General features: G+C 72.7%; 21 protein-coding genes. 11 read left to right on the top strand and 10 right to left on the bottom strand.

All coding sequences use genetic code 11. The features are described from left to right. Positions 1–20: 20 nt before the first annotated feature. From phnC to ACWGPF_RS07445, 5 genes are read left to right on the top strand one after another with little or no spacing between them, the layout of a single operon-like run. Positions 21–914, top strand: a complete 894-nt coding sequence (gene phnC, locus ACWGPF_RS07465) for a phosphonate ABC transporter ATP-binding protein (RefSeq protein ID WP_452332227.1) — start codon at positions 21–23, stop codon at positions 912–914. Beyond that, on the top strand, positions 911–2713 hold the full coding sequence (phnE, locus tag ACWGPF_RS07460; protein ID WP_452332226.1) for a phosphonate ABC transporter, permease protein PhnE: 1803 nt from the start codon (positions 911–913) through the stop codon (positions 2711–2713). The genes phnC and phnE overlap by 4 nt, the downstream gene beginning before the upstream one ends. Beyond that, on the top strand, positions 2710–3807 hold the full coding sequence (locus ACWGPF_RS07455; RefSeq protein ID WP_452332225.1) for a TIGR03364 family FAD-dependent oxidoreductase: 1098 nt from the start codon (positions 2710–2712) through the stop codon (positions 3805–3807). Before phnE ends, ACWGPF_RS07455 begins: the two co-directional genes overlap by 4 nt. Further along, positions 3804–4484, top strand: coding sequence for an HAD family hydrolase (locus tag ACWGPF_RS07450; RefSeq protein ID WP_452332224.1), 681 nt, complete (start codon positions 3804–3806; stop codon positions 4482–4484). The genes ACWGPF_RS07455 and ACWGPF_RS07450 overlap by 4 nt, the downstream gene beginning before the upstream one ends. Then, positions 4481–5533, top strand: coding sequence for a zinc-binding dehydrogenase (locus tag ACWGPF_RS07445; protein ID WP_452332223.1), 1053 nt, complete (start codon positions 4481–4483; stop codon positions 5531–5533). Before ACWGPF_RS07450 ends, ACWGPF_RS07445 begins: the two co-directional genes overlap by 4 nt. 13 nt (positions 5534–5546) lie before the next feature. Here ACWGPF_RS07445 and ACWGPF_RS07440 read toward each other — a convergent pair whose 3' ends face one another. From ACWGPF_RS07440 to ACWGPF_RS07425, 4 genes are read right to left on the bottom strand one after another with little or no spacing between them, the layout of a single operon-like run. After that, positions 5547–6191, bottom strand: coding sequence for an N-acetyltransferase family protein (locus ACWGPF_RS07440; RefSeq protein ID WP_452332222.1), 645 nt, complete (start codon positions 6189–6191; stop codon positions 5547–5549). Positions 6192–6201: 10 nt separating this feature from the next. Further along, a complete protein-coding gene (locus ACWGPF_RS07435; RefSeq protein ID WP_452332267.1) occupies positions 6202–6897 on the bottom strand; it encodes a uracil-DNA glycosylase in 696 nt (231 codons plus the stop codon). 5 nt (positions 6898–6902) lie between these two features. Continuing rightward, a complete protein-coding gene (locus tag ACWGPF_RS07430) occupies positions 6903–7412 on the bottom strand; it encodes a phosphoribosyltransferase (RefSeq protein ID WP_452332221.1) in 510 nt (169 codons plus the stop codon). A gap of 13 nt (positions 7413–7425) precedes the next feature. Then, positions 7426–8208 carry an SDR family oxidoreductase gene (locus tag ACWGPF_RS07425; RefSeq protein WP_452332220.1) on the bottom strand — a complete coding sequence of 261 codons (783 nt, stop codon included), beginning with the start codon at positions 8206–8208 and terminating at the stop codon, positions 7426–7428. 187 nt (positions 8209–8395) lie between these two features. Here ACWGPF_RS07425 and ACWGPF_RS07420 point away from each other — a divergent pair, with 187 nt between their 5' ends. Next, a complete protein-coding gene (locus tag ACWGPF_RS07420; RefSeq protein ID WP_452332219.1) occupies positions 8396–9712 on the top strand; it encodes a bifunctional o-acetylhomoserine/o-acetylserine sulfhydrylase in 1317 nt (438 codons plus the stop codon). Between the two features lie 259 nt (positions 9713–9971). Further along, a complete protein-coding gene (metX, locus tag ACWGPF_RS07415; RefSeq protein ID WP_345439522.1) occupies positions 9972–11177 on the top strand; it encodes a homoserine O-acetyltransferase MetX in 1206 nt (401 codons plus the stop codon). A gap of 5 nt (positions 11178–11182) precedes the next feature. Here the strand turns inward: metX and ACWGPF_RS07410 are convergent, their stop codons facing one another. The 6 genes from ACWGPF_RS07410 to ACWGPF_RS07385 are packed head-to-tail and all read right to left on the bottom strand — an operon-like array spanning position 11183 to position 16572. Further along, entirely contained in the window at positions 11183–11605 is a 423-nt protein-coding gene (locus ACWGPF_RS07410) for an organic hydroperoxide resistance protein (protein WP_452332218.1), read from the bottom strand. 53 nt (positions 11606–11658) lie between these two features. Next, positions 11659–12729, bottom strand: a complete 1071-nt coding sequence (locus tag ACWGPF_RS07405) for a PLP-dependent cysteine synthase family protein (protein ID WP_452332217.1) — start codon at positions 12727–12729, stop codon at positions 11659–11661. A gap of 32 nt (positions 12730–12761) precedes the next feature. Further along, positions 12762–14012: an MFS transporter gene (locus ACWGPF_RS07400; protein WP_452332266.1), complete on the bottom strand. Its 1251-nt coding sequence runs from the start codon at positions 14010–14012 to the stop codon at positions 12762–12764. 55 nt (positions 14013–14067) lie between these two features. Next, positions 14068–14391 (bottom strand): thiamine-binding protein, encoded by a 324-nt coding sequence (locus ACWGPF_RS07395; RefSeq protein ID WP_452332216.1) that lies wholly within the window; start codon positions 14389–14391, stop codon positions 14068–14070. 29 nt (positions 14392–14420) lie between these two features. Then, positions 14421–15638 (bottom strand): hypothetical protein, encoded by a 1218-nt coding sequence (locus ACWGPF_RS07390; protein WP_452332215.1) that lies wholly within the window; start codon positions 15636–15638, stop codon positions 14421–14423. A 10-nt stretch (positions 15639–15648) separates the two neighbouring features. Then, positions 15649–16572 carry an ADP-dependent NAD(P)H-hydrate dehydratase gene (locus tag ACWGPF_RS07385; protein ID WP_452332214.1) on the bottom strand — a complete coding sequence of 308 codons (924 nt, stop codon included), beginning with the start codon at positions 16570–16572 and terminating at the stop codon, positions 15649–15651. A 59-nt stretch (positions 16573–16631) separates the two neighbouring features. Here ACWGPF_RS07385 and ACWGPF_RS07380 point away from each other — a divergent pair, with 59 nt between their 5' ends. The 4 genes from ACWGPF_RS07380 to ACWGPF_RS07365 all read left to right on the top strand — a co-directional run bounded on the left by ACWGPF_RS07380 (position 16632) and on the right by ACWGPF_RS07365 (position 24278). Continuing rightward, positions 16632–17717, top strand: coding sequence for an NADH:flavin oxidoreductase/NADH oxidase (locus tag ACWGPF_RS07380; protein WP_452332213.1), 1086 nt, complete (start codon positions 16632–16634; stop codon positions 17715–17717). A 148-nt stretch (positions 17718–17865) separates the two neighbouring features. Further along, positions 17866–19191: a hemolysin family protein gene (locus ACWGPF_RS07375; RefSeq protein ID WP_452332212.1), complete on the top strand. Its 1326-nt coding sequence runs from the start codon at positions 17866–17868 to the stop codon at positions 19189–19191. Then, the gene (locus ACWGPF_RS07370; RefSeq protein ID WP_452332211.1) at positions 19188–20249 is read left to right on the top strand and encodes a hemolysin family protein; all 1062 of its coding nucleotides are present in this window, start codon (positions 19188–19190) and stop codon (positions 20247–20249) included. Before ACWGPF_RS07375 ends, ACWGPF_RS07370 begins: the two co-directional genes overlap by 4 nt. A 354-nt stretch (positions 20250–20603) precedes the next feature. Further along, complete coding sequence (locus ACWGPF_RS07365; protein WP_452332210.1) at positions 20604–24278, top strand: multifunctional oxoglutarate decarboxylase/oxoglutarate dehydrogenase thiamine pyrophosphate-binding subunit/dihydrolipoyllysine-residue succinyltransferase subunit; 3675 nt, start codon at positions 20604–20606, stop codon at positions 24276–24278. Positions 24279–24335 lie beyond the last annotated feature (57 nt).

Genomic DNA, 24335 nt, shown 5'->3' with positions numbered 1-24335 from the left:
ACGCAGGAAGCGGACACGACATGACGCGCAGCGACACCCCCGCCGTCCGGATCGCCGAGCTGGGCAAGACGTACCCCGGCGCGCCAGAGCCCGCCCTGGCGGAGGTGTCGCTGTCCGTCTCCCCCGGCGAGATCGTGGTGCTCCTCGGGCTCTCCGGGTCGGGGAAGTCGACCCTGCTCCGGCACATCAACGGGCTCGAGGAGCCGACGACGGGCTCCGTCGTCTCGCTCGGCGAGCACGTCGCCGCGCTGCGCGGCGGCGCCCTGCGCGCCCTGCGCGGACGGATCGGCTTCATCTTCCAGCAGTTCGAGCTCGTCGGCGCGCTCACGGTGCTCGAGAACGTGCTGACGGGCGCCCTCTCGACGCTGCGCGGGCCGCGCGTCGGCATCTGGACCTACCCGCGGCATCTGCGGGAGAAGGCCCTCGGGCACCTCGACCGCGTGGGGCTGCTCGAGCGCGCGTACCAGCGCGCAGACACCCTCTCGGGCGGCCAGCAGCAGCGGGTCGCGATCGCGCGTGCGCTCATGCAGGACCCCGAGATCCTCCTCGCCGACGAGCCGGTCGCCTCGCTCGACCCCGAGTCGAGCGGCCAGGTGATGGCCCTCATCCGCGAGATCGCGGCCGAGCGCGACCTGACGGTGGTGTGCTCCCTGCACCAGGTCGACCTGGCTCTCAGCTGGGGCGACCGCATCGTCGGCCTGCGTGCCGGCAGGGTCGTGCTCGATACCCGCACCGAGGCGCTCTCGCGCGAGCAGGTCATGGAGATCTACGGCCGCGTCGCGACCTCGACGAGCGAGATCACCGCCATCGAGGACGAGCTCGCCGAGGCGCGCGAGCAGGTGCGCATCCGCGAGCTCCGCCGGGAGGACGCCGTGCGCCGCGCGCAGGACAGCGTCGACGAGGGGCGCTCATGAGCGCTGTCGCCGCGCGCATCGCCGCCGTGCCGCGGCCCGCGCCGCGCAGCTCGACGGTGGCCTCATGGGCCGTGATCGTCGGCATCCTCGGCCTCGGGGTGTGGTCCTTCATCGGCCTCGACTACAGCCCGAAGGGGCTGGAGGCGACGGGGGGCAACATCGCGCGGTTCCTCACCCTGGCCACCCCCCTGCAGTGGCCGGGCTGGGAGGTCTCCGGCGAACGGCGGGCCGACGGCACGACGACGTTCACGACGACCTGGGTGGGCGTCGAGCCGATCGTCGACATGGCCCTCACGATCGCCATCACGCTCGCCCTCGTCATCGCCGGCACCGCGCTCGCCGCGCTGCTGTCGGTGCCCGTCGCCTACGGCGCCGCGCGCAACACGGCGCCGAACGGCATCGTACTCGCCGTCTGCCGCGGCATCGGCGTCGTCGCGCGCGCCATCCCCGACGTCGTCTTCGTCGTGTTCCTCGCGTTCCTCTGGTTCAACTCCGGCACACTGCCGGCGATCGTCGCGATCGGCCTGCACTCCGTGGGCATGATCTCGAAGATGTTCGCCGACGCGATCGAGCAGATCGACGAGGGCCCGCGCCTGGCCATCCGCGCCGCCGGCGGCTCTCGGGCCCAGGAGTTCTGGGCCGGCGTCGTGCCGCAGGCGCTCCCCGCCTGGATCGCCGTCGCGCTGCACCGCGCCGACATCAACCTGCGCGGAACGGTCATCCTCGGCGTCGTCGGCGTCGTCGGCATCGGCTACGAGCTCGACGACGCGCTGCACGGAGGACCCGCCGGCATGCGCCGCGTCATCCCCCTCGTCGTCATCATCATCGCGCTGTGCGTCGTGTTCGAGATCGTGTCGTCGCTGCTGCGTGCGCGGCTGCTCGGCGTGCGCCCCACGGGGCGCGGCGTCGGCGACGCCGTCGCACGCGCCGTCGCCGACCGCCGGCCCGGCGCAGGCGCCCCGGCCGCGCAGACCCCCGCGCAGGAGCGCGGAACGCGCATCGAGGCGGCCCTGCACCGGCCGTGGACGCGCGAGCGCCTGACCGCGAACCTCTGGATCTGGCTCGGCGTCGCGCTCGTCGTCGCCGCGTTCCTCTACGCGGCGCCCGACGTCGCGCGCGTGCTCACGCCGTCGTGGGATCAGATCGTCGACCCCGCGCGCGAGCGCGCCATCTGGCCGCCCACGTTCGGCAGCCGAGGGTGGGACGACGTGCTCTCCGCCGTCGTCACGACCATCCAGATCGCCTTCGCCGCCACGCTCATGGCGGCCGTCATCTCGGCCGTGGTGGGCCCGCTGTCGGCGCGCAACGTCGCGCCGAACGGATGGGTGCGCAACGTCTTCCGCGGGATCGCGCTCGTCGTGCGCGCCATCCCCGACCTCGTCATCGCCATCCTCTTCATCATCGCTGCCGGCATCGGCCCGCAGGCGGGGGCCCTCGCCCTCGGCATCGGCGGAGTGGGCCTGCTCGCGAAGCTCATCGGCGACTCGATGGAGGAGGTGCCGAACGGGCCGGAGCGCGCTCTCGCCGCCGCGGGCGGGACGCGAGCGCAGGTGTTCTTCTCGGCCACGGTGCCGATGTCGGTGCCCGCGCTCGTGAGCCACCTCATGTACCTGCTGGAGCAGAACATCCGCTCCGCGACGCTGCTCGGCATCGTCGGCGCCGGCGGCATCGGGTTCCTGCTGCTGAACGCCCTGCAGGGGCGCCACTTCGACGAGGTGCTCGCCTACGTGCTCGTCGTCATCGCGCTCGTCGTGGTCGTCGAGACCGTGTCGCTGCTCATCCGCCGGGCCGTCCGGTGAGCGACGACGCGTACGATCTCGCGGTCGTCGGAGCGGGCATCGTCGGGCTCGGCCATGCGGCCGCCGCCGTCGAGCGGGGGCTGCGCGTCGTCGTCATCGACCGCGCGAGCGCCATCGCCGGCGCCACCGTGCGCAACTTCGGGCACATCGGCACGAGCGTGCAGGCGGGCGAGGCCCGCGCGTACGCCGAGCGGGCGCGCGAGCTGTGGCTGCGCCTCGCCGAGCGCGCGGGATTCTGGCTGCGCGCGTCGGGGACGCTGCTCGTCGCCCGCACCGAGGAGGAGCGCGCCGTGCTGGCCGAGGCGGGCGAGGGCGTGCTCCTGACGGGAGCCGAGGTCGGCGCGCGCGCCCCTGTGCGCGGTGCGGTGGGGGGCGCGCTGCTGCCGCGCGATCTGCAGGTCGACCCGCGCGAGGCCGGCCCCGCCATCGCGGCGCACCTCGCCGCGCGCGGCGTCGCGTTCCGGTGGCGCACGGCCGCCCTCTCCGCGGAGACGGGCGTGCTGCACACGACACGCGGCGGGATCCGTGCGCACGCCATCGTGATCGCCGTGAACCACGACATCGACCAGCTGCTCCCCGACATCGCCGAGCGTCACGGCATCGTCCGGTGCGGTCTCGACATGATGCTCGCCGACGGCGTCGGGCTCGGGATGCCCGTGCTCACGGGATCGTCCATGCTGCGGTACTCCGCCTTCGCCGGCACACCGTCGGCGCCCGCCCTGCGTGCGCGCATCGCGGCGGATCGGCCGGAGATCCTCGACCGCGACATCAACCAGATGTACACAGAGCGCCCCGACGGCACCCTCGTCGTGGGCGACTCGCATGTGCGAGGCGGGACCCTCGCCCCGTTCCAGGACGAGGGATCGTTCACGCTGCTCTCGACGCTCGCCGCCGAGCTCTTCGGCACCCCTGCCCGCATCCGCGAGCGCTGGCAGGGCGTGTACGCGTCGGCGCCGGCCGACTTCCTGCGGGCGACGCCCGCCGACGGCGTGCGCGCCGTCTCCGTGACCACCGGCATCGGCATGACGACGGGGCTCGGCCTCGCCGAGTCGGTCGTCGCCGAGCTCTTCGACAGCGAAGGAACCTCCGCATGAGCACCGTCCCCATCCGCCTCGTCTGCCTCGACATGGCCGGAACGACCGTCGCCGACGACGGCGCCGTCATGACCGCGTTCGGCGCCGCCATGGACGCCGTCGGCATCGCCGACGGCACGCCGGAGCGCGATCGGGCGGCCGCCTACACCATCGAGACGATGGGCCAGTCGAAGATCGAGGTGTTCCGCGCGCTGACAGGGTCCGGGGAACGCGCCGACGACGCCAACCGCGCGTTCGAGGCGGCCTACCTCGACCTCATCCGCGGCGGCGCGGCGACGCCGCTGCCGGGGGCCGCGGAGACGATCGGCGCCCTGCGTGCGGGCGGTGTGCGGGTGGCCCTCACGACCGGCTTCTCGGCCGAGACCCGCGATGCGCTGCTCGATGCGCTCGACTGGCGCGGCATCGCCGACCTCGCCCTGTCGCCGTCGGACGCCGGGCGCGGCCGCCCCTTCCCCGACATGCTGCTGACCGCGCTCCTGAGCCTCCGCGTCGACGACGTGCGCGCCATCGCCAACGTCGGCGACACCGCGTCGGACGTGCTCAGCGGTCTGCGCGCGGGTGCGTTGATCGCGGCAGGCGTGCTCACGGGCACGCACGGAGCGGCCGAGTTCGCCGAGGCGGGCGCCACGCACATCCTCGACTCCGTCGCGGACGTGCCCGCGCTCGTCGGGCTGTGACGCTCGCCCAGCCGGCCCTCGCCGCCGTCGTCACCCGCACGACGGCGGCGGTCTGGCACGGCGGCTCCGATGTGCGTCTCGAGGAGCTGCCCGTGCCCGCGCCGCGGCACGGCGAGCTGATCGTGCGCGTCGACCTCGCCACCGTGTGCGGGAGCGACCGCCATACGCTCGCAGGGCGCCGCGCGGCGCCCTGCCCCGGCGTGCTGGGGCACGAGGCGGTCGGCACCGTCGTCGCCGCGGGCGAGGGCGCCCCCGCGTCGCCGGGCGAGCGCATCGTGTGGGGTGTGACGGTCGGCTGCCATGCGTGCGACCGCTGCCGCTCGGGTCGCGCCGCGAAGTGCCGCAAGCTGCGCAAGGTCGGCCACGAGCCCGTGGACGGGCCCTGGCCGCTGTCGGGCGCGTACGCGCGGCACATCCTGCTGCCCGCGGGGGCGACGGTCGTGCGCGTGCCGGCGACGCTGTGCGACGGCGTGGCGGCACCGGCCGGCTGCGCCACGGCGACGGTGATGGCCGTGCTCGAGGCGGCAGGAGACCTCATGGGCCTGCGGGTGCTCGTGAGCGGGGCGGGGATGCTCGGGCTCACCGCCGCGGCGGCCGTGCGGTCGCGCGGCGCATCGGAGGTGGTCGTCGTCGACCCCGATGCGTCGCGGCGCTCGCTGGCCTCGGCGTTCGGCGCGACCGCGCTGGCGGCACCCGGATCGCACACGGGCGAGGTCGACGTCGCCATGGAGTTCTCGGGCGCGACGCCCGCGGCGACGTCGGCGCTCGCGGCGCTCACGATCGGCGGACGCCTCGTGCTCGCGGGTGCCGTGGCGCCCGCCGAGCCGTTGGCGATCGACGCCGAGCGGGTCGTGCGGCGGTGGCTCACGATCACCGGTGTGCACAACTACGAGCCGCGCCATCTCGCCGAGGCGGTGGCGTTCCTCGACGAGACGCGCACGCGGTTCCCGTGGGAGCGCCTCGTCGCGCCCGCCATGGGGCTCGAGCACCTGGCGGTGCTGCTGACGCAGCCCTCCCCCGTCGCGCCCCGCCAGGCGATCGCGCCGTAGGCCGGCGGGGCCGTCAGTCGACGGCGTCGGCCTCGTCGCCGCCGCCGAACAGGCGGGAGAGCACCCCGGGCCGCTTGCGCGGCTGCAGCTTCTTCTCCATGTAGATCGTGCCGAGCCAGCGGCCGAACTTGAAGCCGACGCGGCCCCGACGGCCCGTCTCCACGAACCCGAAGCGCTCGTGGAGCGCGACCGAGCCCTCCGCGCCCTTGTCGCTGATGACGGCCACCAGCTGACGGATGCCCCTCTCCTCGCAGGCCTCGATGAGCGCGCCCAGCAGCGCAGCCCCGAGGCCCTTCCCCGTGGCGGCGTGGCCGAGGTAGATCGAGTTCTCGACGGTGTGCCGGTACGACGTCTTGCCCGCCCACGGTGAGACGAGGGCATAGCCGAGCACCTGCCCGGTCGGGGCGACCGCGACGAGGAACGGCAGGCCGAGCCGCTGCAGGTACAGGAACTTGTCCTTCCACTGCCTGTGCGTCCAGCGCTTCTCGTCGAAGGTCACGACGGAGTTCGTGACGTAGTGGTTGTAGATCTCGCGGATGTCCTCGATGTCGGACGCGACGGCGGGGCGGATCTCGTAGCTGAACGGGCGTTCGGGCTCGGGCGGCCGACGGAGGTGACGCGGCAGCGTGCGGCGCTTCTGGTATTCCTCCTCGAGCATGACGCCCAGCCTACGCGGGGACGGTCCAGTCCACGGGGGCCGCTCCCTGCTGGGCGAGCAGGGCGTTGACACGGGAGAACGGCCGCGAGCCGAAGAAGCCGCGGCTCGCCGAGAGCGGGGAGGGATGGGGCGATTCGACCGCCGGCACATCGCCGAGGAGCGGCCGCAGGTTCGCCGCGTCGCGCCCCCACAGGATGGCGGCGAGCGGGCCGCCGCGCGCGACGAGAGCGCGGATGGCCGTCTCCGTGACCTTCTCCCATCCCCAGCCGCGGTGCGACGCCGGCGCGCCCGGCGCGACCGTGAGCACGCGGTTGAGCAGCATCACGCCCTGATCGCTCCACGCCGACAGGTCGCCGTGCGCGGCGGGCGGGATGCCGAGATCGGCCTCGAGCTCGCGGTAGATGTTCTGCAGGCTCCGCGGCAGGGGGCGCACCGACCGGTCGACGGCGAACGACAGCCCGATCGGATGGCCCGGCGTCGGGTACGGATCCTGCCCCACGATGAGGACGCGCACGTCCGCCAGCGGACGCTGGAAGGCGCGCAGCACGCGCGAACCCGCGGGGAGGTACGAGCGGCCGGCCGCGGTCTCGGCGCGCAGCCGCTCGCCGAGCGCTGCGATGTCCGCGGCGACGGGTGAGAGCGCGGCGGCCCATCCGGCGTCGATGAGACCCGCGTCGGCGAGCTCGACGAGAGATCTCCCGGCCACCTCGGTCACGCCGTGGGGGCCAGGCCGAGGTCCTCCTCGCGGACCGTGCCCTTGTACGACCACGGGAAGTCGATCCACAGATCGGTGTCCTTCCACGCGAAGTCGGGCTGGATGATGGTCGACGGCTTCGTGTAGATCGTCACGGAGCGCACGTCGGCGCCCTTGTCCTGCAGCAGCTTCACGGCGAGCGCCAGCGTGCGCCCGGAGTCGGCGACGTCGTCGACGAGGAGCACGCGTCGCCCGTCGAGGTACTCCATGTCGAGCGCGGGCGGCAGCACCTCCGGAGCATCGAGCACCGTGCCGATGCCCGTATAGAACTCGACGTTGATGGCGCCGCAGTTCTTGGCGCCGAGCCCGTAGGCGATCGCCCCGGCGGGGAGCAGCCCGCCGCGCGCGATCGCGACCACGACCTCGGGTGCGAAGCCGCTGTCGAGGATGCTGCGGGCGAGGTCGCGGGTGGCGGCGCCGAAGCCGTCCCAGGTGAGGGTCTCGCGGTCGAGGGGCGCGTCGGTCATCGGTGGTCCTTCGTCAGTTCGTGCGGGTCGCGAGCGGACCGCGGTGGAGGAGGTACTGCGCCGACTGCGCCACGGGGCGCATCGTCACGAGGTCGAGGTTCACGTGCCCCGGCGCGTCCAGCGCGTAGGCGATGACGTCGGCCACGTCCTCGGCCGTGAGCGGGTTCTCCACGCCGGCGTAGACGGCGTCGGCGGCGTCCTGGTCGCCGCCGAGGCGCGTGAGCGTGAACTCCTCCGTGCGCACCATCCCCGGCGCGATCTCGATGACGCGCAGCGGCTCGCCGTTGAGCTCGAGGCGCAGCGCGTTCGCGAGCATCGACTCCCCGGCCTTGGCGGCGTTGTACCCGGCTCCGCCGGGATACGCGAGCTGGGCCGCCGTGGAGGTGAGGAAGACGAGATCGCCGTGTCCCGCGCCGCCGTCGACGGCGGCGCGCACCTGGGGCAGCAGCGCCTTGACGACGCGCTGGGTGGCGAGCACGTTGACGTCGAACATCCACGTCCAGTCCTCCGCCCTCCCCGTCTCGACGCGATCGGTGCCGCGGGCGCCTCCTGCGATCTGGACGACGGAGTGCAGCGGACCGCCCGCGGCGACGTGGTCGGCGAGGGCGTCGACGTCCTCCTGCCGAGTGAGGTCGGCGGCGAACACGTCCGCTCCGGTCTCCTCCGCGAGGACGGCGAGCCGGTCGGCGCGGCGGGCGACGCCCACGACGTCCCACCCGCGCGTGCGCAGCGCCCGCACCGTCGCCTCCCCGATCCCCGAGCTCGCTCCCGTCACGACCGCGCGTCTGTTCGCCATCCGTCCAGTATGCCGTCCCCGTCGTGTCGTCGTGTGACGCCCGGTGACGCCCGGCGACGGGCGATATGACGCCGCGTTTCCCGTGCATTGCCCGGTCGTGCGGGGTTCCGTACTGTCGCTGATGTGCCCGAGGGCGGGCACCCCGAGACATCGCATCCGACCATCGTTCGACCCGAGGAGCTGCACCATGACCGACACCTGGCGGTTCGAGACCACACAGATCCACGCCGGCGCGCAGCCCGACCCCGTCACGGGCGCCAGGGCCACGCCGATCTACAACACGACGTCGTACGTGTTCAAGGACGCCGACCACGCGCAGAACCTGTTCGCGCTGGCCGAGTTCGGCAACATCTACACGCGCATCCAGAACCCCACGCAGGATGTCGTCGAGCAGCGCGTCGCCGCACTCGAGGGCGGAACCGGCGCGCTCCTCGTCGCCAGCGGCCAGGCGGCCGAGACGTTCGCCGTGCTCAACATCGCCGAGGCGGGCGACCACATCGTGTCGTCGAGCTCGATCTACGGCGGCACGTACAACCTCTTCAAGTACACGCTCGGCAAGCTCGGGATCGACGTCACGTTCGTCGACAACCAGGACGACCCCGAGCAGTGGCGCGCCGCCGTGCGCCCCAACACGAAGCTGTTCTTCGCCGAGACGATCGGGAACCCCGCCGTCAACGTGCTCGACATCCAGACCGTCGCCGACATCGCGCACGAGAGCGGCGTGCCGCTCATCGTCGACAACACGATCGCGACGCCGTACCTCATCCGGCCGTTCGAGCACGGAGCCGACATCGTCGTGCACTCGGCGACGAAGTTCCTCGGCGGGCACGGCACGGTCATCGGCGGCGTCATCGTCGACGGCGGCCGCTTCGCGTGGTCGCAGAACGTCGACCGGTTCCCGGGGCTCACGGTCCCCGACCCGTCGTACCACGGCGCCAGCTACACCGCGGCGGTGGGAGACGAGCTGGCCTACATCATCAAGGCGCGCGTGCAGCTGCTGCGCGACCTCGGCTCGTCGATCGCCCCTGCCAGCGCATGGCAGCTCATCCAGGGCATCGAGACGCTGTCGCTGCGCGTCGAGCGCCACGTGCAGAACGCGCAGGAGATCGCGGAGTGGCTCGAGTCGCACCCCGACGTCGCGACCGTGAACTACTCCGGGCTGCCCTCGTCGCCCTGGTACGCGGCAGCGAACCGCTACGCGCCCAAGGGCGTCGGCGCCGTGCTGTCGTTCGAGCTCAAGGGCGGTGTCGACGCCGGCCGCACGTTCGTGAACTCGCTGACGCTGTTCAGCCACCTCGCGAACATCGGCGACGTGCGCTCGCTCGTCATCCACCCCGCGTCGACGACCCACTCGCAGCTGACGCCGGAGCAGCAGCTGACGAGCGGCGTGACGCCCGGTCTCGTGCGCCTCTCCGTGGGCCTCGAGAACGTCGAGGACCTGAAGGCCGATCTCGAGCAGGCGCTCGTCGCCGCACGCGAGGCGTCCGCCGCCGCCCGCGCCTGACGCCGTTCCCCCGCGGATGCCCTGGGCCCCGGCCCGGGGCATCCGCGCGTCCGGGGCGGCGCGTCCGGGGCGGTGCGGCCGCATTCGTCGAGACCAGCCCTGGTCGTCGAAACCCGTGCGGGGAGCACTGGTCTCGACGACGAGAGCTGGTCTCGGCGGAAGGGCAGCCGGGCGTCCGGGCGACGCGACGCGATGCGACGCGACGCGCCCGCGCGTAACACTGGCGCGACGGGACCGCGCGGCACGGGAGAATGGACGGATGGACTGGCAGATCTCCGAGGATACGGTGCCGTCGGCTCCCGTGACGGAGGCCGACGCCCGCTCCATGGCCGGGCGACCGCGCGCGACGGGAGCGTGGCGCGACGGCGACCCGGCCGGCGACCGCGCCTTCGCGGCGTTCGGTCCGCTCCGCACCGAGGCGGGCGGCGTGCTGCCGGCCTTCCGCATCGCCTACGAGACCTGGGGCGAGCTCTCGCCCGCACGCGACAACGCGATCCTCATCCTGCACGCGCTCACGGGCGACAGCCACGTGCGCGGCGCCGCCGGCCGCGGCCACCCCACCGCGGGATGGTGGGAGGAGCTCGTCGGGCCGGGGCTCGCCATCGACACCGACCGCTGGTTCGTCGTCGCCCCGAACGTGCTCGGCGGCTGCCAGGGATCGACGGGCCCCGCGAGCATCCACGCGGACGGAGAGGCGTGGGGGTCGCGCTTCCCGTACCTCACCATCCGCGATCAGGTCGCCGCGCAGGTGCGCCTCGCCGACGCCCTCGGCGTCGACCGCTGGGCCGCCGTCGTCGGCGGGTCGATGGGCGGGATGCACGCGCTGGAATGGGCCGTCGGGCTGCCCGATCGGGTCGCGCGCCTGGCCATCCTGTCGTCGCCGCCCATCAACACCGCCGACCAGATCGCGCTCAACTCGGTGCAGCTCGAGGCGATCCAGATGGACCCGCGGTTCGCGGGCGGCGACTACTACGACGCCGCACCGGGCGAGGGCCCGCACCGCGGCCTCGCCCTCGCGCGCCGGATGGCCCTGCTCAACTACCGCAGCCCCACCGAGCTCAACCAGCGCTTCCAGCGCTCATGGCAGTCGGGCGTGAGCCCGCTGGGCCACGGCGGCCGGTTCGCCGTGGAGTCGTACCTCGACTTCCACGGCAACAAGTTCACGCGCCGCTTCGACGCGAACAGCTACATGCTGCTCGTCGAGGCGATGGACTCCCACGACGTGGGCCGCGACCGCGGCGGCGTCGAGGAGGCGCTCGCGCGCGTCACGGCGACGACGCTCGTGCTCGGGGTCGACAGCGACCGGCTCTTCCCCGTCGACGGGCAGCACCGGATCGCCCGCAGCATCCCGCGCACGCTCGACGGGCAGGAGTCGGTGGTCCTGCACAGCGACTTCGGGCACGACGGCTTCCTCATCGAGACGGAAGCCGTCGCGCACCACCTCCGGCGCCTGCTCGACGCCTGAGTCCCTCAGTCGTCGACGACGCTCACGCGCACGTCGATGTTGCCGCGCGTCGCGTTCGAGTACGGGCACACCTCGTGCGCGGCGTCGGCGAGGTCCTGCGCGGTCGCGGCGTCGAGCTCGGGGATGACGACCTCGAGGTCGACGGAGAGCGCGAAGCCGCCCTCGCCATTCGAGCCGATGCCGACGCGCGCGCCGACGGACGTGCCCGTGATCGAGACCTTCTTCGTGCGCGCGACGGCCTGCAGCGCGGAGTGGAAGCACGCCGCGTATCCGGCGGCGAACAGCTGCTCCGGGTTGGCGCCGTCGCCCGAGCCTCCCATGGCCTTCGGCACGGCGAGGTCGAAGTCGAGATCGGTGCCCGCGACGACGACGCGGCCGTCGCGGCCGGCTCCCGTGGCGAGTGCTTCCGTGGTGTAGATCGCTTCCATGCCTTCGAGGCTATGCGCCGCCGCCGGCGCCGCGGCCCGACCTGGACGGATTCTCAGGCGTCCCACTCCCCCGTCGCGAGGAACCGCTCGAGGCGGGCGCGATGCGGGGCGAGGTCGAGCCCCTGCGCCGCGATCCACGCGTCGTCGTAATAGGTGTGCGCGTACCGGATGCCGCCGTCGCAGATGAGCGTGACGACGCTGCCGGTGCGGCCCTCGGCGCGCATGCGCGCGATGAGCTGGAACGCGCCGACGAGGTTCGTGCCCGTCGATCCGCCCGCCCAGTGCATCGTGCGATCCCGCAGCACCCGGATGGCCGCGAGCGACGCCGCGTCGGGGATCGGCAGCACCTCGTCGATGACGCCCGGGATGAACGACGGCTCCACCCGCGGGCGGCCGATGCCCTCGATGCGGCTCGGCAGCCCGGTGACGATGTCGTCGCGGCCGCTGAGCCATCCCTCGTGGTAGGCCGAGTTCTCGGGGTCGACGACGGCGATGCGGGTCGGATGGCGCCGGTAGCGCACATAGCGCCCGAACGTCGCGCTCGTGCCTCCCGTGCCCGCGCCCACGACGATCCAGCTGGGAACGGGGTACCGCTCGGCGGCGAGCTGCTGGAAGACGCTCTCGGCGATGTTGTTGTTGCCGCGCCAGTCGGTCGCGCGCTCGGCGTAGGTGAACTGGTCGAGGTAGTGGCCGCCCGTCTCCGCCGCCAGCCGCGCCGCTTCGCCGTCCATGTCGCCCGGCGCGTCCACGAAGTGGCAGCGCCCTCCGTAGAACTCGATGAGGGCGATCTTCTCGGCGCTCGTCCGGCGCGGCACGACCGTCACGAAGTCGAGGCCCAGCATGCGGGCGAAGTACGCCTCCGAGACGGCCGTCGATCCGCTGGAGGCCTCCACGAGAGTGGTCCCCTCCTCGATGCGGCCGTTCACGAGCCCGTACAGGATGAGCGAGCGCGCGAGCCGGTGCTTGAGCGATCCCGTGGGATGCACCGACTCGTCCTTGAGGTAGAGGTCGATCCCCCATTCGGGCGGGAGCGGGAAGACGTGCAGGTGCGTGTCGGCGCTGCGGTTCGCGTCCGCCTCGAGCAGGCGGATGGCGTCGCGCACCCAGGCGCATCGGTCGGTCACGCCTCGAGCCTAGTTCGCCGCGCCGACCCGGATCAGGCCGTCGGGATGGGCGAGGTCCCTGTGTCCTCGGACGAGGTGTCCTCGGACGAGAACGCCTCGTCGAACGCGCGCGCGGGCGTCCGCCGCTCGACGGCGAACGCCGTCACGGCGATGGCGGCGCCGACGACGGCCAGCACGACGCCCACCCACACGGGCGCGACGTAGCCCCAGCCCGCGGCGATCACGGCGCCTCCGAGCGCCGCGCCGAGGCTGTTGCCGACGTTGAGCGCGGAGTGGTTGAGAGCCGCTCCGATCGCCTGATGGTCGCGGGCGACGTCGAGCAGGCGCAGCTGCACCGTGGGCGTCGCGGTCGCCGAGACCGTCGCGAAGACGAGGAGCGCGACGACGAGCAGCCACGGCACGTGCGAGACGACGCCGACGAGCGCCGACGCCGCGGCGAGCGCGACGAGGCCGTAGACGAGCGTCTTCTTCACGCTGAGGTCGGCGAGGTACCCGCCGAGGAAGTTGCCCACCGTCATGCCGAGCCCGATGGCGACCAGCGCGATCGGGACCATCCGCTCGTCGGCGCCCGACACCTCCGTGACGAGCGTGGCGACGTAACTGTAGACGGCGAAGAACGACCCGAAGCCGATGGAGCCGATCGCGATCGTGAACCACACCTGCGGGATGCGGAAGACGCGCAGCTCGCTCCGGAACGTGCGGCCGGGGTCTCCCGCCTGCGCGGGGACGAAGAAGGCGATCATGAGCAGCGCCGCGAGGAAGACCGCGCCGACGACGAGGTAGGCGGCGCGCCATCCGAGCAGCTGCCCGAGGAGCGTGCCTCCCGGCACGCCCACGAGGTTCGCGATCGAGAGGCCGCCCATGACGACCGCGATCGCGCGCCCACGCTTCTCCGCACCGAAGAGGTCGGCGGCGACGACGGCGGCCATCCCGAAGTAGGCGCCGTGCGGCAGTCCCGAGAGGAACCGCGACAGGCCGACGAGCTCGAAGGTCGGCATGACGACCGTGAGCGCGTTGAAGAGGAGGAGAGCGAGGGCGAGGGCGATGAGCACGCGATGCCGCGGGTACCGCGACACGACGGCGGCGATCGTCGGCGCGCCCACGACGACGCCGAGCGCGTAGAGGCTGATGAGCACGCCCGCCTGCGCGACGGCGTCCTCCGGGCTCGCCCCGTACACGGTCGGGAGCAGGTCGCCGGCGATGCCGGGGAGCAGGCCCATCGACACGAACTCGGTCATGCCGATGCCGAAGGCTCCGATGGAGAGCGAGAGGAGCGCCCACATCGCCGCACCCCTCGACGTGGTGGTCGAGGTGGTCACCCGTCGAGTCTACGGGCGATCAGGAGGCCCGATCGTCGCGCGCGTCGATCGCCTTCTCGAGCCGGGCGATCTTGCCGTCGATCTCGCCCTCGTACCCCGGGCGGATGTCGGCCTTCAGCACGAGCGAGACGCGCGACCCGAACGGCAGGACGGCCTCGGTCGCGCTCTTGACGACGGCCATCACGGTGTCCCAGTCCGGCCCCTCGATCTCCGTGAACATGGAGGTCGTGCGGTGGGCGAGCCCCGATGCCCGGACGACGGCGACGGCGGCGGCGACCGCGTCGTGGACGGATCCGTCGGCGCGGCCGTCTCCCGACGGCGCGACGGAGAAGGCGACGAGCATGGCGGTTCCCTTCGATAGGACGACCCGGGTCAGCGCCCGGAGAGGAGGACGGGGGCGCGTCGCCTGGCCGGAAGGCGCACGAGACGAGCGACGACCCATCCGAGCAGCACGACGAGCAGCGCGTTGCGGAGCGCGAGCACGATCACGGGGCCGGGATCCGCCGTCATCACCCCCATGTAGAGCAGCGGGTAGACGAGCTGGGTGAGCAGCGCGCAGCCGAGCGCGGCGAGCGCCGGCCCGCGCGCCGCCGCGCGGTCGACCACGATCCACAGCACGATCGGCGCGATGAGCCAGTCGTGGAACTGCGGCGACCCCACCTTGTTGAAGACCATGAGCACGAGGACGAGCGCGAGCGCGAGCGGCGGCACGAGCGACCGGTACGAGGCCCCGGACTGCGCCTTCCAGAAGGCGACCCCCAGCACCGCGAGGACCGCGACGGCGAGCAGGGGCGTCATGGCCGCGATGACGGCGTCGACGTTCGGGCCCGTCACCTGGAAGGTGAGGATCTCGCGGTCGTAGAAGATCCACCAGTCGGGGATGCCGAGCATGGCGCCCCAGAGGTAGGCGGTGCTCACGGGCGCCTCGAGCTGCAGCCCTCGGCCCGTCTGCATCGTGACGAACCCCGCGAGGTGCGCCGCTCCCCCGCTCACGAGCACGAGCGCCACCACGACGCCCGTCGTGACGACCGCTCCCACGGCGACCGCGCCCCGCCGCCCGCGGAGCGCGACGAACGCCGTCGCGACGAGCGCTGCCGGCCAGACCTTGACCCAGGCGCCGGCCGTCAGCACCGCCGACGCGACGGCGGGCCGCGTCGCGAGCACGAGCAGTCCCGTGATCGCGAGGGGCACGGTGACGGCGTCGAGCCGGTACATGCCGACGGGCCCGAGGAGCAGCTGGAAGGCGAGCCAGAACGCCGCAGCGCCGACGCGCGCCCGGGAGCGCCCCCGCCCGAGCAGGATCGCGAACGCGACGGCGTCGAGCGCGGTCACGAGCAGGGCCCAGCCGAGGTCGTATCCCCCGATCCCCGCGAGCGCCTGGGCGAGCATCATGGGGGCGAGTGCGAGCTGCGGGTAGACCCACGACTCCGTGACGCCGACGATGCCGTCGCCCGACAGCGCGCGCGTCGACCACGGGTCGTACACGAGGTTCACGTCGCCCATCGGCTGGTTCGGCATCCAGAACCCGGCGGCGGCGACCCATGCGTGCACGGCGACGAACCCGGCCCACAGGACGACGCGGTTCGGCACGCGCCCCATCCTACGGAACCCGCGCATGGACGAACGCGGCCGGCAGCGCCTCCGCGACGTCGAGGGCCGTGATCGGACGCCCGGATCCGCCGCCCGCGGGTGACACCTGCCCCGCGGCGATGCGCCCCGCCGTGCCGTGCAGCCACACCGCCGTGGCGGCGACGGGCCCCAGCTCCTCCACGTCGAGCTCGCGCCCCTCGACGCGGGCCGCTGCCGCCGCCCCCGCGAGCACCGCGCCGAGCGCCCCGGCGAGGACGTCGCCCGTGCCGGCGGTGGCGAGCCAGGGGGTTCCCGCACGCACCGTCGTCCACCATCCTCCCGGGGTCGCGACGATCGTGGCGGCCCCCTTCAGCACGACGACGCCGCCCAGCGCGACGGCCGTCTCGCGCACCACGAGCACGCGCTCGGCGAAGGCGCCGCTCAGCCGCGGCGCGAGCGGGTCGTCGTCGACGTCGTCGATCCCGAAGCCCAGGGGGATGCGCACCTCGCGCAGCTCGCCGTCGTGCGGCGTGACGACGAGGGGCACGCGCGCCTGCGCCGCGAGGTCGAGCGCTCCCGCGTCGACGACGACCGGCGCGCCGCCGCGCAGCACGGCCTGCAGGCGCGTCGTGAGCGCATCGTCCCGCGCACGCGCGTCGATGCCGGAGCCGATGACGTGGGCATCGGCCCTCCCCGCGCCGACGACCGTCTCGGGCCTGCGGGCGAGCACGAGCGCCGCGACCTCGCGGGGGCCGTCCCACCGCACCATCCCGGATCCCGCGCGCCACGCCCCCTCCGCCGAGAGCACGGCGGCACCCGGATACGCGCGCGATCCGGTGTGCAACGCGACGACACCGCGGGAATACTTGTGATCCGAGGCGGTTGGCACCCGGAGCACGCGCGCCGCGTCGTGCCCCGTCCACTCGTCCGAGTGCGCTGCATGTCCTCCCGGCATGCGGCCACCCTATCCGCGCCGCCGTCGCCTCGGCCCGGCGACCGCCGAAAGGATCCGCCGTGAGCCTGCTCTTCAGCCCCCTCTCGATCCGCGACACGACCATCCCCAACCGGCTGTGGGTGTCGCCCATGTGCATGTACAGCGCGGAAGACGGCGTGCCGGGAGACTGGCATCACGTCCATCTCGCGCAGTTCGCCTCCGGCGGGGCGGGCCTCGTCATGAGCGAGGCGGCCGCGGTCTCCCCCGAGGGGCGCATCTCGCCGCGCGACGCCGGCATCTGGAACGACGCCCAGCGCGACGCGTGGGCGCCCGTCGTCCGGTCGATCCGTGCGCGGGGCGCCGTCGCGGGCATCCAGCTCGCGCACGCGGGGCGCAAGGCGTCGACCTGGTGGCCCTTCGCCGACGCGTCGGGGAGCGTGCCCGTTCCCGAGGGCGGCTGGACCACGGTGGCGCCGTCGCCCGTCGCCTACGAGGGCTTCGCCGAGCCGCGGGAGCTCGATGCCGACGGCATCGCGCAGGTCGTCGCGGACTTCCGCGCCGCGGCGCGGCGCGCCGTCGACGCGGGGTTCGAGGTGCTCGAGGTCCACGCCGCCCACGGCTATCTCCTGCACCAGTTCCTCTCGCCGCTGTCGAACCTCCGCGACGACGCGTGGGGCGGCTCGCTCGAGAACCGCGCGCGGCTCGTGCTCGACGTCGTGCGCGCCGTCCGCGCGGAGGTCGGCGACGCCGTCCCGCTGTTCGTGCGCTTCTCAGCGGTCGACTCCGCCCCGGGCGGGCTGGAGGTCGACGACGTCGCGACGGTCGCGGGCTGGGCCGCGGACGCCGGCGCCGATCTCTTCGACGTCTCGGCGAGCGGTCTCGTCGCGCACCAGCGCATCGAGGTGGGCCCCGGGTACCAGGTCCCCTACGCGGAGCGCGTGCGCGAGCGGACGGGCGCCCTCACGGCCGCGGTCGGCATCATCACGACCGGCCGCCAGGCGGAGGAGGTCCTCGCGGAGGGCAGCGCCGACGCCGTGTTCGCCGGGCGCGAGTTCCTCCGCGACCCGCACTTCGCCCTGCGGGCCGCGGGCGAGCTGGGCGTGGAGCCCGAGCGCGTCTGGCCGCCGCAGTACATCCGCGGCTACCGCGCCGCCGCGTTCGCCTGAGCCCGCGCACCGGTCATGCCGTCGGCGCATCGGCCATCCGCCGAAGCCCCGGCCCGTGCCGTAGGATGACACGCACGATGGACGACCCTCCCAGTTGCAGACGTTCGCCCCACAGCCCGCACTCCGAGCCCCTCGGAGGTGATGCGTGATGGATTACGTTCTCATGGGCGTGGGGCTCATCCTGACGATCGGCACGGGCCTGTTCGTCGCGAGCGAGTTCGCCCTCGTCAACCTCGACAGGGCCGACCTCGAAGCGCGGCAGGCGCGCGGGGAGACGCGGCTCGCGCTCACCATCCGGGCGCTCCGCCACACCTCGACGCACCTCTCCAGCGCTCAGCTCGGCATCACCCTGACGACGCTCCTCACGGGATACACGCTGGAGCCCGCCTTCTCCAACGTGCTGCGCCCCCCGCTCACCTCGTGGGGGGTGCCCGAGGCGGTCGTCGTCCCCGTCTCGACCGTGGTCGCCATGGCGGTCGCGACGATCCTGTCGATGATCCTCGGCGAGCTCGTGCCGAAGAACTTCGCCCTCGCGCTCCCGCTCGCGACCGCCAAGGTCGTCGCGCCCTTCCAGATCGCGTTCACGGCCGTGTTCCGCCCCGTCATCGCCGTGCTCAACGGCAGCGCGAACGGCGTGCTGCGCGCCATGGGCGTCGAGCCCAAGGAGGAGCTCTCAGGCGCCCGCTCGGCGGAGGAGCTGTCGAGCCTCGTCCGCCGCTCGGCCCTCGCGGGCGTCCTCGAGGAGGACACCGCCACCCTGCTCGACCGCAGTCTGACGTTCGCACGGCACAGCGCAGCCGACGTCATGACCCCGCGCCCCCGCGTGCACGCGATCGCCGCGGACGACTCCGCCGACGCCGTCGTGCAGCTCGCCCGCCAGACGGGGCACAGCCGATTCCCCGTGTACGGCGAGTCGATGGACGACATCGTCGGCATCGTGCACCTCAAGGCCGCCGTGGGCGTTCCCCGCGACCGCAGGGCGGATGTCCCGGCCGGCGCCCTCGCGAGCGAGCCGCTGCGGGTGCCCGAGACGGTGCGCCTGGACGCCCTCATCGCGGAGCTCCGCGCGGGCGGCTACCAGATGGCCGTCGTCGTCGACGAGTACGGCGGCACCGCCGGTGTCGTGACGCTCGAGGACCTCGTCGAGGAGATCGTCGGCGAGGTGTCGGACGAGCACGACCGCCGCCTCGCCGGCGTCGTGCGTCATCGCGACTCGCTCACGTTCCCCGGTCAGCTCCGCCCCGACGAGCTGCGCGATCGCGCCGCCGTCGATGTCCCGGAAGACGACGCCTACGACACGGTCGGCGGATTCATCATGAGCGTGCTCGAGCGCATCCCGCAAACAGGAGACGCCGTCCCCGTCGACGGCGGCGTGCTGCGCGTCGAGCGCATGGACGGACGCCGCGTCGACCGCGTGCGCTTCACCCCCGACCCGCTCCCCGAGGGCGCAGACGCCGAGGAGGACGCCCGATGAGCGACTGGGCAGGACTCGCATGGCTCGTCGTGCTGCTGCTCGCGAACGCCTTCTTCGTCGGCGGCGAGTTCGCCGTCATCTCGGCGAAGCGGTCGCAGATCGAGCCCCTCGCCGAGAAGGGCTCGCGCGCCGCGAAGACGGCGCTCTACGCCATGGAGCACGCGACGCTCATGCTCGCGACCTCGCAGCTCGGCATCACGATCTGCTCGCTGCTCATCCTCAACGTCTCCGAGCCGGCGCTGCACCATCTGCTGGCCGAGCCGCTCGCGCTGACCGGGATCCCGGAGGCGGCCGTCGACACGGTCGCGTTCGTCATCGCGCTGCTGTTCGTGTCGTACCTGCACGTCGTGTTCGGCGAGATGGTCGCGAAGAACCTCGCGTTCTCTGTGCCCGACCGCGCCGTGCTGCTGCTCGCGCCGCCGCTCGTGTGGGTGTCGAAGGTGTTCCATCCCGTCATCTGGGTGCTCAACTGGATCGCCAACGCGGTGCTGCGCCTGTTCGGCGTCGAGCCGAAGAACGAGGCGGCGTCGACGTTCACGCTCGACGAGGTGGCGACGATCGTCGCGCAGTCGCGCAGGGAGGGCGTCCTCGACGACACCGCCGGCACGGTGGCCGCCGCGGTCGAGTTCACCGACAAGAAGGCGAAGGACATCGCGGTGCCGCTCTCGCACATCGTGACGCTCCCCGAGCAGGTCACCCCCGACGAGGTCGAGCGCGCCGTCGCCAAGCACGGCTACTCGCGTTACGTCATCGTCGACGACGAGGACGAGCCCGTCGGCTATGTGCACCTCAAGGACATCCTGCGTGCCGCGGAGGGCGACGACGTCGAGGAGAAGGCGGCCCGCCCCATCCCGGCCAAGCGCATCCACCACATGGTGCCGGTCCAGGAGACGACGGACCTCGAGGACGCGCTCGCCATCATGCGCCGCGCCGGCCGGCACCTCGCGCGCGTGCGCGACGGGCAGGGCGAGACGACGGCCGTCCTCTTCCTCGAGGACATCATCGAGGAGCTCGTCGGCGAGGTGCACGACGCGACGGAGCGAGGGCGGCGGCGGTGACGCCCCGGGGCGCACGCGCCCCGGGGCCCGTGTGCCGTCGCGGGGCGTCGGATCGACCCGCAGGCGGCTCGCCACGCCCGAGCGGCGAGGGGCGCGCAAGACGTCCGAAGCGATGGGGCCGCCCGCGGGGTGCTTTCCGATGGATTCCCTGCCGCCGCCGCAGCCCGACGAGACTGCGCACGGACCGGAACGACGAGGCGCGAGCGCCGACTCGAGCCGGTCGGAGCCGGGTCGTGGGCACCGCGGATTGGGATAGGCTGGTTGCCCGAACGCACGCGCAGAGACCCGTCGCCGCGAGAACGCCTCGGGAGCCGGCGTGCCAACGATTCAGGGACGAAAGTGGGCGATCCTGCCGTGTCAAGCCAGGTGACGGGCGTCGGTGCATCGAGCGAGGGCGAGTTCGGCGCCAACGAGTGGCTCGTCGAAGAGCTCTATGAGCAGTTCAAGGTCGATCGGAACTCCGTCGACAAGGAATGGTGGCCCATCCTGGAGGCGTACGGCTCGAACGCCGGCTCGAGCGCCGCTGCGCCCGCTACGACGGCGCAGGCCTCGACCGAGGCGCACCCGCCGACCGCGCCCATCCCCGTGATCGGCCAGCAGCCCGTCGCACGGACGACGGCCCGGCCCGCCAAGCCCGCCCCGATCCCGGCCGACCAGCCGGTGGCGAAGCCGAACGCGGCGCAGCCCGCGGAGTCCGAGGAGGACACGGTCACCGTCCTCAAGGGCATGACCAAGACCCTCGCGAAGAACATGGACGAGTCGCTGACCGTCCCGACCGCGACGAGCGTGCGGACCATCCCCGCGAAGCTGATGATCGACAACCGCATCGTCATCAACAACCACATGGCGCGTGCGCGCGGCGGCAAGGTCAGCTTCACCCACCTCATCGGATGGGCGCTCATCCAGGCGCTCAAGGAGTTCCCCAGCCAGAACGTCTTCTACGCCGAGATCGACGGGAAGCCGTCGGTCGTCGCGCCCGCGCACATCAACCTCGGCATCGCGATCGACCTGCCCAAGCCCGACGGCACGCGCGCCCTCATGGTGCCGAGCATCAAGAAGGCCGACACCCTGACCTTCAACGAGTACCTGTCCTCGTACGAGGACCTCGTCAAGCGGGCGCGCGGCAACAAGCTCACGGCCGCCGACTTCGCCGGCACCACGATCTCCCTCACGAACCCCGGCGGCATCGGCACGGTCCACTCCGTGCCGCGGCTCATGAAGGGGCAGGGCGCCATCATCGGCGCCGGCGCCCTCGAGTACCCGGCCGAGTTCCAGGGCGCGAGCCCGAAGACGCTCAACGAGCTCGCGATCGGCAAGACGATCACGCTGACGAGCACGTACGACCACCGCGTCATCCAGGGCGCGGGCTCGGGCGAGTTCCTCAAGAAGGTGCACGAGCTGCTCATCGGGCAGCGCGGGTTCTACGAGGACATCTTCGCGGCGCTGCGCATCCCGTACGCGCCCATCCGCTGGAACCCCGACGTCGCCGTCGACCTGTCCGAGCGCATCGACAAGACCGCTCGCGTGCAGGAGATCATCAACTCGTACCGCGTGCGCGGCCATCTGATGGCCGACGTCGACCCGCTCGAGTACCGCCAGCGCGAGCACCACGACCTCGAGATCGAGTCGCACGGCCTCACCTTCTGGGACCTCGACCGCGAGTTCGTCACGAACGGCTTCGGCGGCAAGCGCCAGATGAAGCTGCGCGACGTGCTGGGAGTGCTGCGCGACTCGTACTGCCGCACGACCGGCATCGAGTACATGCACATCGCCGACCACGAGCAGCGCGAGTGGTTCCAGGAGCGCCTCGAGGTCAAGTACGTCAAGCCCGACCACGACGAGCAGCTGCGCATCCTCAGCAAGCTCAACGAGGCCGAGGCGTTCGAGACGTTCCTGCAGACGAAGTACGTGGGCCAGAAGCGCTTCTCGCTCGAGGGCGGTGAGTCGCTCATCCCCCTCCTCGACCGCATCCTGCAGGGCGCGGCCGACGCCGGCCTCGAGGGCGCGGCGATCGGCATGCCGCACCGCGGCCGCCTCAACGTGCTCACGAACATCGCCGGCAAGGCGTACGGCGAGGTGTTCCAGGAGTTCGAGGGCGCGCTGCCGGGCAACAAGCGCGGCTCGGGCGACGTCAAGTACCACCTCGGCACGCAGGGCACCTTCCGTTCGGACGCGGGCGCCGAGCTCGACGTCCTCCTCGCGGCCAACCCCTCGCACCTCGAGACCGTCGACGGCGTGCTCGAGGGGATCGCGCGCGCCAAGCAGGACCGCGGCCCCATCGCCTCGTTCGCGTGGCTGCCGATCCTCGTGCACGGCGACGCCGCGTTCGCCGGGCAGGGCGTCGTCGTCGAGACGCTGCAGATGTCGCAGCTGCGCGGCTACCGCACCGGCGGAACGGTGCACGTCATCGTGAACAACCAGGTCGGCTTCACCACGCTGCCGAACGACTCCCGCACGTCGATCTACGCGAGCGACCCGGCCAAGACCATCCAGGCGCCCATCCTCCATGTGAACGGCGACGACCCCGAGGCCGTCGTGCGCGCCGCGGAGTTCGCGTTCGAGTACCGCGAGAGGTTCCACCGCGACATCGTCATCGACCTCATCTGCTACCGCCGTCGCGGTCACAACGAGGGCGACGACCCCTCGATGACGCAGCCGCTCATGACCGACCTCATCGAGGCGAAGCGCTCCGTGCGCCGTCTCTACACCGAGGCGCTCGTGGGCCGCGGCGACATCACCGAGGAGGAGTACGACCAGGCCAAGGCCGACTTCCAGAACCGCCTCGAGGTCGCCTTCGCCGAGACGCACGCCGCCGAGACGGGCGCGAACCCCGTCGTGACGCCCGACGCCCCCGCCGAGGTCGTCGTCGGGGCGCCGGAGTCGACGGGCGTGCCCGTCGAGGTGGTGCAGCAGATCGGCGACGCGCACGCCAACAAGCCCGACGGCTTCACGGTGCACCAGAAGCTGCAGCAGCTGCTCGACAAGCGCGTGCAGATGAGCCGCGAGGGCAAGATCGACTGGGCGTTCGGCGAGCTGCTCGCATTCGGGTCGCTGCTGCTCGAGGGCACGAACGTGCGCCTCGCCGGGCAGGACTCGCGCCGCGGCACGTTCGTGCAGCGCCACGCCGCGTTCCACGACCGCGTCAACGGCCAGGAATGGCTGCCGCTCGTCAACCTCTCGGAGAGCCAGGGGCGCTTCTGGGTGTACGACTCGCTCCTCAGCGAGTACGCCGCCCTCGCCTTCGAGTACGGCTACTCCGTCGAGGCGCCCGAGTCGCTCGTGCTGTGGGAGGCGCAGTTCGGCGACTTCGTGAACGGCGCGCAGTCGGTCATCGACGAGTACGTGTCGGCCGCCGAGCAGAAATGGGGCCAGGAGTCGGGCGTCGTCATGCTCCTCCCCCACGGCTACGAGGGTCAGGGGCCCGACCACTCGTCGGCGCGCATCGAGCGATTCCTGCAGCTGTGCGCGCAGGACAACATGACCGTCGCGCGTCCCTCCACGCCCGCATCGTACTTCCACCTCCTGCGCCGCCAGGCGTACGCGCGCCCGCGCAAGCCCCTCATCGTCTTCACCCCGAAGGCGATGCTGCGCCTGCGCGGCGCGACGAGCGAGGTCGCGGACTTCACGAGCGGACGGTTCGAGCCGGTCATCGGCGACGACCGCGCGATCGACAAGAGCGCCGTCCGCAAGGTGCTGCTGCACTCCGGCAAGATCCACTGGGATCTCCGCGGCGAGCTCGAGAAGAAGCCCGACGACTCGATCGCCCTCGTGCGTGTCGAGCAGTTCTATCCGATGCCGGTCGCCGAGCTGAAGGCCGTGCTGTCGGAGTACCCGAACGCCGAGGTCGTGTGGGTGCAGGACGAGCCGGAGAACCAGGGCGCGTGGCCGTTCATCTCGCTTGAGATCGCGAACCGCAGCGGCAAGCGCATCTCGGTCGTGTCGCGACCGGCGGCGGCGGCGCCGTCGACGGGCTCGTCGAAGATCCACGCTGTGGAGCAGGCGGACCTCATCGCCCGCGCGCTCGCCTGACGCGCGGCTCGACGACGCGGCCGGCCACCCCTCGGGGGGGGCGGCCGCGGGGTGGAG

This window comes from Microbacterium sp. NPDC055683, from assembly GCF_053617895.1.
The sequence above is the reverse complement of the archived record's forward strand: the minus strand, read 5'-3'. Positions and strand labels throughout refer to the sequence as shown.

What these genes read in the sequence shown, in the direction of transcription:
- phnE (WP_452332226.1), top strand. Translation starts at nt 911, where the DNA reads ATGAGCGCTGTCGCCGCGCGCATCGCCGCCGTGCCGCGGCCCGCGCCG.
- metX (WP_345439522.1), top strand. Translation starts at nt 9,972, where the DNA reads ATGGACTGGCAGATCTCCGAGGATACGGTGCCGTCGGCTCCCGTGACG.
- ACWGPF_RS07430 (WP_452332221.1), bottom strand. Translation starts at nt 7,412, where the DNA reads ATGACCGACGCGCCCCTCGACCGCGAGACCCTCACCTGGGACGGCTTC.
- phnC (WP_452332227.1), top strand. Translation starts at nt 21, where the DNA reads ATGACGCGCAGCGACACCCCCGCCGTCCGGATCGCCGAGCTGGGCAAG.
- ACWGPF_RS07400 (WP_452332266.1), bottom strand. Translation starts at nt 14,012, where the DNA reads ATGTGGGCGCTCCTCTCGCTCTCCATCGGAGCCTTCGGCATCGGCATG.
- ACWGPF_RS07420 (WP_452332219.1), top strand. Translation starts at nt 8,396, where the DNA reads ATGACCGACACCTGGCGGTTCGAGACCACACAGATCCACGCCGGCGCG.
- ACWGPF_RS07450 (WP_452332224.1), top strand. Translation starts at nt 3,804, where the DNA reads ATGAGCACCGTCCCCATCCGCCTCGTCTGCCTCGACATGGCCGGAACG.
- ACWGPF_RS07370 (WP_452332211.1), top strand. Translation starts at nt 19,188, where the DNA reads ATGAGCGACTGGGCAGGACTCGCATGGCTCGTCGTGCTGCTGCTCGCG.
- ACWGPF_RS07440 (WP_452332222.1), bottom strand. Translation starts at nt 6,191, where the DNA reads ATGCTCGAGGAGGAATACCAGAAGCGCCGCACGCTGCCGCGTCACCTC.
- ACWGPF_RS07375 (WP_452332212.1), top strand. Translation starts at nt 17,866, where the DNA reads ATGGATTACGTTCTCATGGGCGTGGGGCTCATCCTGACGATCGGCACG.
- ACWGPF_RS07410 (WP_452332218.1), bottom strand. Translation starts at nt 11,605, where the DNA reads ATGGAAGCGATCTACACCACGGAAGCACTCGCCACGGGAGCCGGCCGC.
- ACWGPF_RS07425 (WP_452332220.1), bottom strand. Translation starts at nt 8,208, where the DNA reads ATGGCGAACAGACGCGCGGTCGTGACGGGAGCGAGCTCGGGGATCGGG.
- ACWGPF_RS07395 (WP_452332216.1), bottom strand. Translation starts at nt 14,391, where the DNA reads ATGCTCGTCGCCTTCTCCGTCGCGCCGTCGGGAGACGGCCGCGCCGAC.
- ACWGPF_RS07385 (WP_452332214.1), bottom strand. Translation starts at nt 16,572, where the DNA reads ATGCCGGGAGGACATGCAGCGCACTCGGACGAGTGGACGGGGCACGAC.